At 60.1% G+C, this 7,354-nt stretch carries 10 protein-coding genes; all 10 read left to right on the top strand.

Annotated elements, in window-relative coordinates; translation table 11 throughout:
• The first annotated feature begins 255 nt into the window (after positions 1-255).
• The 10 genes from QZ522_RS16135 (at position 256) to QZ522_RS16090 (ending at position 7,000) form a co-directional block, all read left to right on the top strand.
• Positions 256-618, top strand: coding sequence for an AtpZ/AtpI family protein (locus QZ522_RS16135; RefSeq protein ID WP_294613898.1), 363 nt, complete (start codon positions 256-258; stop codon positions 616-618).
• Positions 608-1,390, top strand: a complete 783-nt coding sequence (locus QZ522_RS16130) for a F0F1 ATP synthase subunit A (RefSeq protein ID WP_073198582.1) — start codon at positions 608-610, stop codon at positions 1,388-1,390. The genes QZ522_RS16135 and QZ522_RS16130 overlap by 11 nt, the downstream gene beginning before the upstream one ends.
• Before the next feature lie 126 nt (positions 1,391-1,516).
• On the top strand, positions 1,517-1,753 hold the full coding sequence (locus QZ522_RS16125) for a F0F1 ATP synthase subunit C (protein WP_073198584.1): 237 nt from the start codon (positions 1,517-1,519) through the stop codon (positions 1,751-1,753).
• Positions 1,754-1,841: 88 nt separating this feature from the next.
• Positions 1,842-2,375, top strand: a complete 534-nt coding sequence (locus QZ522_RS16120) for a F0F1 ATP synthase subunit B' (protein ID WP_294613892.1) — start codon at positions 1,842-1,844, stop codon at positions 2,373-2,375.
• Positions 2,376-2,379: 4 nt separating this feature from the next.
• Positions 2,380-2,940, top strand: a complete 561-nt coding sequence (locus QZ522_RS16115; protein ID WP_294613889.1) for a F0F1 ATP synthase subunit B — start codon at positions 2,380-2,382, stop codon at positions 2,938-2,940.
• Positions 2,941-3,303: 363 nt separating this feature from the next.
• On the top strand, positions 3,304-3,687 hold the full coding sequence (gene sdhC, locus QZ522_RS16110; protein WP_294613885.1) for a succinate dehydrogenase, cytochrome b556 subunit: 384 nt from the start codon (positions 3,304-3,306) through the stop codon (positions 3,685-3,687).
• A gap of 10 nt (positions 3,688-3,697) precedes the next feature.
• Positions 3,698-4,069, top strand: coding sequence for a succinate dehydrogenase, hydrophobic membrane anchor protein (sdhD, locus tag QZ522_RS16105; RefSeq protein WP_294613882.1), 372 nt, complete (start codon positions 3,698-3,700; stop codon positions 4,067-4,069).
• A gap of 10 nt (positions 4,070-4,079) precedes the next feature.
• Positions 4,080-5,885, top strand: coding sequence for a succinate dehydrogenase flavoprotein subunit (gene sdhA, locus QZ522_RS16100; RefSeq protein ID WP_294613879.1), 1,806 nt, complete (start codon positions 4,080-4,082; stop codon positions 5,883-5,885).
• Positions 5,885-6,205 carry a succinate dehydrogenase gene (locus QZ522_RS16095; RefSeq protein ID WP_294613876.1) on the top strand — a complete coding sequence of 107 codons (321 nt, stop codon included), beginning with the start codon at positions 5,885-5,887 and terminating at the stop codon, positions 6,203-6,205. The genes sdhA and QZ522_RS16095 overlap by 1 nt, the downstream gene beginning before the upstream one ends.
• A gap of 15 nt (positions 6,206-6,220) precedes the next feature.
• Positions 6,221-7,000 carry a succinate dehydrogenase iron-sulfur subunit gene (locus tag QZ522_RS16090; protein ID WP_294613873.1) on the top strand — a complete coding sequence of 260 codons (780 nt, stop codon included), beginning with the start codon at positions 6,221-6,223 and terminating at the stop codon, positions 6,998-7,000.
• Positions 7,001-7,354 lie beyond the last annotated feature (354 nt).

The raw sequence follows: 7,354 nt of genomic DNA, 5'->3' as shown, positions 1-7,354 counted from the left end.
CCGGAGGCGGCGACCTGCCGGACCGGCGCCGGACTTTTGCCGCGGCGCTGCGAAAGTTCAACCAATTGGTTGAATATGGCCAAACCGCCCAATCGGCGTGAAACCGGCCTGCGGCGGAATCGCGCGCGGCTTTCATCTTTCAAAAAATACTCAATAAAACAGCGTCTTGAGGCCCTTTCTGCCACCCCGGCCCGGTGCTTGACTCGGACGCGCCCCGCGCTTAGCAAAGGCGCAACCGAATTGAGGGGCAACGGCGTGACAGATCCCGATCAGGCAGAGCGACTTGCGCAGCTTGAGGCGAGGATCAACCGGCTCAAGGCCAAGGACGCGCCGAAGTCCCATCAGGAGGAACATTATTCCCAGGCAAATCTGGCTTGGCGGATGGTGATCGAACTTGTGGCCGGTCTCTTGATCGGTTTCGGCATGGGGTACGGGCTCGACAGCCTGTTCGGGACACTCCCGATCTTCCTTGTGCTCTTTACATTGCTGGGTCTGGCGGCCGGCGTCAAAACGATGATGCGAAGTGCCGCCGAACTACAGCAAAAGAACATGGCCGATACGGCTGACGGAAATGCGCCCGAAAAGGGTGCGGATGAGAGGGCAAAAAATGGCGACTGAAACGCATGGTGCCGATCAAGGCGGTCTTGTTTTCCACCCGATGGATCAGTTCATCGTCAAGCCGCTGTTCGGCGACGGGCCGGTTGGTCTGTTCACGCTGACCAACGTGACCTTGTGGATGGCGCTGACCGTTCTGGCGATCTTTGCGCTTCTGGTTCTGGGCACCTCCGGGCGCGCCACGATCCCGAGCCGGGTTCAGTCGGTTGCCGAGCTGGTCTATGACTTCATCCGCAAGATGGTCGAGGATGTCGCAGGCAAGGACGCGCTTGTGTTCTTCCCTTATATCATGACGCTGTTCCTGTTCATTCTCTTCGCCAACTTCCTCGGCCTGTTGCCGATGGCCTTCACCACCACAAGCCATATCGCGGTGACGGCGGTGATGGCGGTGATGGTGTTCCTGACGGTGACCATCGTCGGTTTCGTCAAGCATGGCTTTGGCTTTCTCGGCCTGTTCTGGGTCAGCTCTGCGCCGCTGGCGCTGCGCCCGGTACTGGCGCTGATCGAGGTCATTTCCTACTTCGTGCGCCCCGTCAGCCACTCCATTCGTCTTGCCGGTAACATGATGGCCGGTCACGCCGTGGTCAAAGTATTCGCGGCCTTCGCGCCGATGATCCTGATCTCGACCGGTATCGGCCTCGTGGTGACGCCGCTTTCCATCCTGGCGATCTCGACGATCTATGCGCTCGAGGTGCTTGTGGCCTTCATCCAGGCCTATGTCTTTACCATCCTGACTTGTGTCTATCTCAAGGATGCGCTGCATCCGAGCCACTAAGGGAACGGTGGGGTTCACCCACCCTGCGAATAAACCGGCAGGTCTGATCCTGCCGCGAAACGACGGCGGGTTCGCCTGCCTCACGACCGACTGATCAATGCCAATTCCAACGTAAGGAGAAATCACATGGAAGGCGATATCGTACAAATGGGTGCCTACATCGGCGCAGGTCTCGCATGCACAGGCATGGGTGGCGCGGCTCTTGGTGTGGGTCACGTGGCCGGCAACTTCCTTTCGGGCGCTCTGCGTAACCCTTCGGCCGCTGCTGGCCAGACCGCGACACTGTTCATCGGTATCGCATTTGCCGAAGCTCTGGGGATCTTCTCGTTCCTCGTTGCTCTTCTGCTTATGTTCGCTGTCTAAGTCTCTCGGGTAGCTGATCCTTTCGACCGGGGGGCGGGGCAATGGCTCTGCCGCCCGGTGACACGGAACTTTCCCTTAGGAGGACGACATGGCAAGCGAAACGCACAACGCCGCTGACGCCGCCGCATCCGCGCCGGGGTTGCCGCAGCTGAATTTCGATCACTTCGGCAACCAGATTTTCTGGCTTCTGGTCACGCTCGTCGTGATCTATTTTGTCCTGTCGCGCGTTGCGCTGCCGCGGATTGCGGCTGTGCTGGCAGAGCGTCAAGGCACCATCACCAATGACCTTGCCGCCGCCGAAGACCTCAAGGCCAAGGCCGTCGAGGCCGAAGAGGCGTACAACAAGGCGCTGGCCGATGCCCGCTCCGAGGCGCAGACCATCGTCAACGCCGCCAAGGCCGAGATCAAGGCCGATCTGGACAAGGCCATTGCCAAGGCCGATGCCGAGATCGCTGCGAAAACAGCCGAAGGCGAAAAGAAAATCGCCGAGATCCGCGCCAACGCTCTGGTGAGTGTCAAGGAAGTCGCCAACGACACCACTGGTGAAATTGTTACCGCTCTTGGTGGCAAGGCCGACAAGCGCACCGTAACTGCGGCTGTGACCGCCCGGATGAAAGGGTAATCGCATGCGGAAACTTCTAGCAACTCTGGCTGCTGCCACACTCGCCAGCCCTGCGCTGGCGGCATCGGGGCCTTTTGTCTCGCTGGCGAATACCAACTTTATCGTTCTGATCTCTTTTCTGATCTTTGTCGGCTTCCTTCTGTACCTCAAGGTGCCGGGCATGCTTGGCAAGAAGCTTGATGAACGTGCCGAGGGTATCAAGGCCGAGCTTGATGAAGCGCGCTCTTTGCGTGAAGAGGCACAGACCCTGCTTGCAAGCTATGAGCGCAAGCAGAAAGAGGTTCAGGAACAGGCCGACCGTATCGTCGCCCATGCCAAGGAAGAAGCGGCCGTTGCGGCCGAAGAAGCCAAGGCAGACCTGAAGGACTCGATCGCGCGCCGTCTTCAGTCCGCTGAAGATCAGATCGGCTCTGCCGAGGCCCGTGCCATCCGCGAAGTCCGCGACCAGGCGGTCAGCATTGCGGTTGCGGCGGCCAAGGACGTCATCGCCAAACAGATGACAGCCGCGCAAGGCAATACTCTGATCGAGGACTCGATTGCCGAGGTCAACGCCAAGCTGCACTAAGTGCCGCACAGAACATTGCAAAGGCCCGGACCGGAAACGGACCGGGCCTTTTCGCTTTCAGGCGGGTATTTCGGTTTGTTTGTGATCACAAAACGGCGCGCATTCCTGTCTCTTCCCATGCCGAGTGCGGATGCGCCGCCCTTGCGTCAAGCAGGGCAGGGCCGAGTCGCAGGGTGATGTCATGCCTTTATGTGATCACACGATAATTTACGTGATCACAAAGCGCAAAATTTTGCGGCCAATTGCCCCCAATCCGCGTTTTTATAGCGCAAATGGGTGACATCGACGCTAAAACATTTCACAAAGGGACAACTCGCGTCGATGCTTGCGCCGCGCTTGCCATATGCATGAAGGAGATCATCCATGGCTGACACCAAACCGGTTGAACGCCCGCTTTCCCCGCACCTGCAAATCTATCGCCCACAGTTGACCTCGATCACTTCGATCCTGACCCGGATCACCGGCAACGGTCTTATCGTGGCGGTGCTGTTGATTGTCTGGTGGCTTTTGGCGGCCTCGACGTCGGATGCCTATTTCGCCGTTGCAAATGCAGTCGTCACATCCTGGTTCGGCAAGCTGATCTTCACGCTCTCGCTCTGGGCGGTCTGGTACCACTACCTGGCCGGGCTGCGGCATTTCTATTTCGATGCCGGCAAGGGCATGGATATCCCCACCGCGGAAAAGCTTGGCTGGGGTTTGATCATCGGGTCGGTTGTTCTGACCGTCATCACCCTTTTGCTGGTCTGAGGAGGCTGTCATGCGTTATCTGACCGATCGTAAACGTGCCGAGGGAAAAGGCGCCTCGGGTACCGGCACCGAACATTTCTGGCATATGAAGGTCAGCGGTGTTGGCCTTGCCATCATCGTGCCGACCTTTCTGGTGCTGTTTGGCCGCGCTCTTGGCGGCACCCGCCAAGAGGTGACCGAGGCTTTCGCACATCCGTTTCTGGCCATTCTGACCGGGCTTGTCCTGTTCGTGGGCCTGCGCCATTTCCAGAATGGCGCGCAGACGATGATTGAAGATTATAGCAAGGGCACCACGCGACGGGCCCTGATCATTGCCGTGACAGCACTATGTTACGGGCTGACCGCAACCGGGCTTTTCGCCCTTGCCAAGATCGCGCTTTGAGGAATTGACCATGGCCGCTTACGAATACGAGACACATGATTATGACGTCGTTGTAGTGGGGGCCGGGGGCGCCGGTCTGCGCGCGACCCTGGGGATGGCCGAACAGGGGCTTCGCACCGCCTGTGTGACCAAGGTTTTCCCGACCCGGAGCCATACCGTCGCGGCACAGGGCGGTATTGCCGCGAGCCTTGGCAACATGGGCCCCGACAGCTGGCAGTGGCATATGTATGACACGGTCAAGGGCTCTGACTGGCTTGGCGATACCGACGCGATGGAATACCTCGCCCGCGAAGCGCCCAAGGCGGTTTACGAGCTTGAGCATTACGGCGTGCCGTTTTCGCGCACCGAAGAGGGCAAGATCTATCAGCGCCCGTTCGGTGGCCATACCACCGAATTCGGTGAAGGCCCCCCGGTGCAGCGCACCTGCGCCGCCGCCGACCGCACCGGCCACGCCATTCTGCACACGCTTTATGGCCAGAGCCTCAAGAATAACGCGGAATTCTATATCGAGTATTTCGCAATTGACCTGATCATGTCGGATGACGGCGCCTGTACCGGCGTTGTCTGCTGGAAGCTGGACGATGGCACGATCCATGTGTTCAACGCCAAGACCGTCGTTCTTGCCACGGGCGGCTATGGGCGTGCCTATTTCAGTGCCACATCGGCGCATACCTGCACCGGCGATGGTGGCGGGATGGTGGCGCGCGCGGGCTTGCCACTTCAGGACATGGAATTCGTGCAATTCCACCCGACCGGCATTTTCGGTGCCGGCTGCCTGATCACCGAGGGCGCGCGCGGCGAGGGCGGATACCTGACCAACTCCGAGGGTGAACGCTTTATGGAGCGCTATGCGCCCAACTATAAAGACCTTGCCCCGCGCGACTATGTCAGCCGCTGCATGACCATGGAAATCCGTGAAGGTCGGGGTGTGGGCGCCGATGGCGATCATATCCACCTGAACCTGAGCCACCTGCCGCCCGAGGCGCTCAAGCTGCGCCTGCCGGGGATTTCGGAAAGTGCGCGCATCTTCGCAGGTGTTGACGTCAACAAGGAACCGATTCCGGTCCTGCCGACGGTGCATTACAACATGGGCGGCATCCCGACCAACTATTGGGGCGAGGTTCTGAACCCGACCAAGAAAGACCCGACCGCGATCGTGCCCGGCCTGATGGCCGTGGGCGAGGCGGGCTGTGCTTCGGTGCATGGCGCGAACCGTCTTGGATCGAACAGCCTTATCGACCTCGTGGTCTTTGGCCGCGCCGCCGCCATTCGCGCAGGCAAGGTGGTTGACCGTGAGGCTGCCGTTCCGGCGACTAACACCGCACAGGTCGACAAGGCACTTGATCGCTTCGACGGCCTGCGCAATGCCAAGGGCAGCGTGCCCACCGCCGAATTGCGGCTTGAGATGCAGAAAACCATGCAGGCCGATGCCGCCGTGTTTCGCACCTCGAAAACGCTGGCCGAAGGCGTTGAGAAGATGCAGGCGGTGGCCGCCAAGATGGATGACATCCAGGTCACCGACCGAAGCCTGGTGTGGAACAGCGACCTGATGGAAACGCTTGAGCTGACCAACCTGATGCCGAACGCGCTTGCCACGATCAACGGCGCAGAAGCCCGCAAGGAAAGCCGCGGCGCTCATGCACATGAGGATTTCAGCGCCCGCGACGACAAGAACTGGCGCGTGCACACCATCTCGCATGTCGATGGTGCCAAGGTTGATCTAACCTATCGCCCGATTGTCACCGATCCCCTCACCACAGAGGCCGAGGGCGGCATTTCCCTCAAGACGATTGCCCCGAAAGAGCGGACGTTCTGATGCGGCTTGCGCTGGCATCCGTGGCTCTGGTTGCCGTGACCGCCTGTGATGTCGCCAACGAGGCGGCTGATACGGTGGCGCGGGACCGGGCCAAAGGCGTTGTCAGCGGCGTGGTAGAAAACCGGTTTCCGGGCGTGAACGCCGCCCCGGTCACCGATTGCATAATCGACGCGGCTTCGGCCCGCGAGATCATATCCATCGCCGGGGCAAGCGTGACCGGCGTGACCCAATCCACGGTGGAACAGGTGGTGGAGATCGCCAGCCGCCCCGATGCCGTGACATGTATTGCCCAAAACAGCCTGACCTCGCTGGCTGGCTGAGAAGGAGTAGACGAGATGGTTCAATTCAGACTTCCGAAAAACTCGCGCATGGTGACGGGTAAGACCTGGCCCAAGCCCGAGGGGGCCACCAACCTGCGCAAGTTCCAGATTTACCGCTGGTCGCCGGATGATGGCAAAAACCCAAGCGTCGACACCTATTTCGTCGATATGGATACCTGTGGGCCGATGATCCTGGACGCGCTGATCAAGATCAAGAACGAGATTGATCCGACGCTGACCTTCCGGCGCTCTTGTCGTGAGGGGATCTGTGGATCCTGCGCGATGAACATCGGCGGGATCAATACGCTGGCCTGTATCTACGGGCTGGATGAGGTCAAGGGCGACGTCAAGATCTACCCGCTGCCGCATATGCCGGTGGTCAAGGATCTGATCCCCGACCTGACCCATTTCTACGCCCAGCATGCCTCGATCATGCCCTGGCTCGAAACCAAGACCAACCGCCCCGCCAAGGAGTGGAAACAATCCATCGAGGACCGCATGAAGCTCGACGGTCTGTATGAATGTGTGATGTGCGCCAGCTGCTCCACATCCTGCCCGAGCTATTGGTGGAATGGCGACCGCTACCTCGGCCCCGCCGCGCTCTTGCATGCCTACCGCTGGATCATCGACAGCCGCGACGAGGCCACGGGCGAGCGTCTGGACGAGCTGGAAGATCCGTTCAAGCTCTACCGCTGTCACACGATCATGAACTGCGCCAAGACATGCCCCAAGGGCCTGAACCCGGCCAAGGCGATTTCGCACATCAAGCAGATGATGGTGGAACGCACCGTTTGATGTCCACCGCCCCGCGAATTGGACGGCAGATACAGACCTCCGTGCGCCGCCTGCATGGGGGTCTTTTCACCTGTCGCGAGATCTCTCGGCCGTGACTCGCGACCTGCAAGACGCCGAGGAAGACGCGGGGCAAATGGAACTGGCGCGCCGGAGAGGCGTCAGTTTTCTCGACCGTGGCGAAATCTGTCCGGTACCGGTCTGCAAAGGCGACGCATGCCGGTTTTTCTGATCCTCCTCCTGCTGGGCACGCTTGGCTATATGTTCTGGCGTCGCAAGACCACGAGCCTGACCCGAGAGTGCAGATGGCGCAAAGACGGCCGCGCAGGCCAATGGCGCTGTGCCTATTGCGGCGCA

It is taken from the genome of uncultured Roseovarius sp. (assembly GCF_913054395.1).
GTDB lineage: Bacteria > Pseudomonadota > Alphaproteobacteria > Rhodobacterales > Rhodobacteraceae > Roseovarius.
The sequence above is the reverse complement of the archived record's forward strand: the minus strand, read 5'-3'. Positions and strand labels throughout refer to the sequence as shown.

What these genes read in the sequence shown, in the direction of transcription:
- sdhC (WP_294613885.1), top strand. Translation starts at nt 3,304, where the DNA reads ATGGCTGACACCAAACCGGTTGAACGCCCGCTTTCCCCGCACCTGCAA.
- sdhA (WP_294613879.1), top strand. Translation starts at nt 4,080, where the DNA reads ATGGCCGCTTACGAATACGAGACACATGATTATGACGTCGTTGTAGTG.
- QZ522_RS16115 (WP_294613889.1), top strand. Translation starts at nt 2,380, where the DNA reads ATGCGGAAACTTCTAGCAACTCTGGCTGCTGCCACACTCGCCAGCCCT.
- QZ522_RS16130 (WP_073198582.1), top strand. Translation starts at nt 608, where the DNA reads ATGGCGACTGAAACGCATGGTGCCGATCAAGGCGGTCTTGTTTTCCAC.
- QZ522_RS16095 (WP_294613876.1), top strand. Translation starts at nt 5,885, where the DNA reads ATGCGGCTTGCGCTGGCATCCGTGGCTCTGGTTGCCGTGACCGCCTGT.
- QZ522_RS16120 (WP_294613892.1), top strand. Translation starts at nt 1,842, where the DNA reads ATGGCAAGCGAAACGCACAACGCCGCTGACGCCGCCGCATCCGCGCCG.
- QZ522_RS16090 (WP_294613873.1), top strand. Translation starts at nt 6,221, where the DNA reads ATGGTTCAATTCAGACTTCCGAAAAACTCGCGCATGGTGACGGGTAAG.
- sdhD (WP_294613882.1), top strand. Translation starts at nt 3,698, where the DNA reads ATGCGTTATCTGACCGATCGTAAACGTGCCGAGGGAAAAGGCGCCTCG.
- QZ522_RS16125 (WP_073198584.1), top strand. Translation starts at nt 1,517, where the DNA reads ATGGAAGGCGATATCGTACAAATGGGTGCCTACATCGGCGCAGGTCTC.